General features: G+C 62.8%; 1 protein-coding gene and 1 pseudogene. Both read left to right on the top strand.

What is annotated here, in order from left to right:
- Positions 1–1,393, top strand: a 1,393-nt coding sequence (locus I6F33_RS37780) for a DUF1522 domain-containing protein (protein WP_225145779.1), incomplete at its 5' end; no start/stop codon positions are given.
- A 361-nt stretch (positions 1,394–1,754) separates the two neighbouring features.
- A pseudogene (locus tag I6F33_RS37775) lies at positions 1,755–2,031 on the top strand (flagellin); the annotation flags it as partial.

Below are 2,031 nucleotides of genomic sequence, written 5' to 3'. Positions count from 1 at the left end.
GGGCGCCGTCACGCTGAGGAGCTCCACGGGTGCTGATCTGTCCGTGACCGGACGCGCCGACCTGCTCAAGGCGCTCGGTGTGTCCTCGTCGGTCGGCGGCGGCAATGCCACCGTCAACGTCAACCGCACGACCAGCGCAGCCTCGCTGGGTGCGACGATCACCGACGGTTCGACGCTGAACGTCAACGGCAAGGTCATCACCTTCAAGAACGCGCCGACCCCGGGCTCGGCCGGTGCTCCGGCCGTTGCCACCGGCTCCGGCGCGAGCGGTGCGGTCGTCACCGACGGCAACGGCAACTCGACCGTCTATCTGCAGGCCGGCACGGTTGCCGACGTGCTGAACGCGATCGACCTTGCCACCGGCGTGCAGACCGCGACCATCGCGGCCAACGGCACCGCGACGTTTGCGGCCGCCTCGGGCCAGTCGAAATCGTCGATCAACTCGTCAGGCCAGCTCAAGATCTCGACCGGCGTCAACGCCGATCTGTCGATCACCGGCACGGGCAATGCGCTGAACGCACTCGGCTTCGCCGGCAACACCGGCACGTCGTCCGCCTTCAACGCGGCTCGTACCTCCGGCATCGGCGGCATCAGCGGCAAGACCTTGACCTTCACCTCCTTCAACGGCGGCACCGCGGTTGACGTCACCTTCGGCGACGGCACCAACGGCACGGTCAAGACGCTCGATCAGCTCAACACCAAGCTGCAGGCCAACAACCTGTCGGCGACGATCGACGCCAACGGCCTGCTGACGATTTCGACCACCAACGACTACGCGTCCTCGACCATCGGTTCGAGCGCCGCAGGTGGCTCGATCGGCGGCACGCTGACCACGTCGCTGACGTTCTCGACCGCCTCCGCTCCGGTGGCCGACACTGTCGCCCAGACAGCGCGTGCCAATCTGGTCTCTCAGTACAACAACATCCTGAACCAGATCGACACGACTGCGCAGGACTCCTCGTTCAATGGTGTGAACCTCCTGAACGGCGACCAGCTGAAGCTCGTATTCGACGAGACCGGCAAGTCGAACCTGAGCATCACGGGCGTGACCTACAACTCGAAGGGTCTGGGCCTCGCGGCGCTGACCAACGGCGTCGACTTCATCGACAACTCCGCCACCAACAAGGTGTTGTCGAACCTCAACGCTGCCTCGAGCACGCTGCGGTCGGAAGCCTCGAGCCTGGGCTCGAACCTCTCGGTGGTGCAGGTGCGTCAGGACTTCAACAAGAGCCTGATCAACGTGCTCCAGACCGGTTCGTCGAACCTGACCCTGGCCGACACCAACACCGAAGCGGCCAACAGCCAGGCGCTGTCGACCCGCCAGTCGATCGCGGTCTCCGCGCTGTCGCTGGCCAACCAGTCGCAGCAGAGCGTGCTGCAGCTGCTCCGCTAACAAGCGGACAACATCGCTAGCCAAGGCATCGCGGCGGGGCTTCGGCCCCGCCGCTTTTCGTTCAATGCGAGCTTTCGATGGCGATGCCGTGAGGTGAAGCTGATGCAATTGAATGCAGCCAATTGCTCACTCTGAGTTATGGTTGACAAGTGGCAAACGCCTCGCCGTTGCCCGAAAAACCGTCATCCTATCATGGCGATACTCGCGACCTCGTTTCGGCTTCGATTGCCCATATGGTGAATCCACGCAAGGACTGCCGCAACACGCTTCATTCTTTGTTAGCCCCAAACGTTCACCGTCCCGCCCATCGATTAATCCTAATCGAAGTTTGTTGCGTTGCGTACCAGAAGGGTAACAGCTTATGTCCGGTATCGTTCTCTCCGCATCGGTTCGTCAGAACCTGCTCTCTCTCCAGTCCACTGCCGATCTTCTCGCCACCACCCAGAGCCGTCTGTCGACCGGCAAGAGCGTCAACTCGGCCCTGGACAATCCCACCAACTTCTTCACCGCCCAGTCGCTCGACAACCGCGCCAGCGACATCAACAACCTGCTCGATGGCATCGCCAACGGCGTGCAGGTGCTGCAGGCCGCCAACACCGGCATCACCTCGCTGCAGAAGCTGATCGACTCTGCCAAGT

Source organism: Bradyrhizobium sp. BRP20 (genome assembly GCF_020194215.1).
Taxonomy (GTDB): domain Bacteria; phylum Pseudomonadota; class Alphaproteobacteria; order Rhizobiales; family Xanthobacteraceae; genus Bradyrhizobium; species Bradyrhizobium yuanmingense.
The sequence above is the reverse complement of the archived record's forward strand: the minus strand, read 5'-3'. Positions and strand labels throughout refer to the sequence as shown.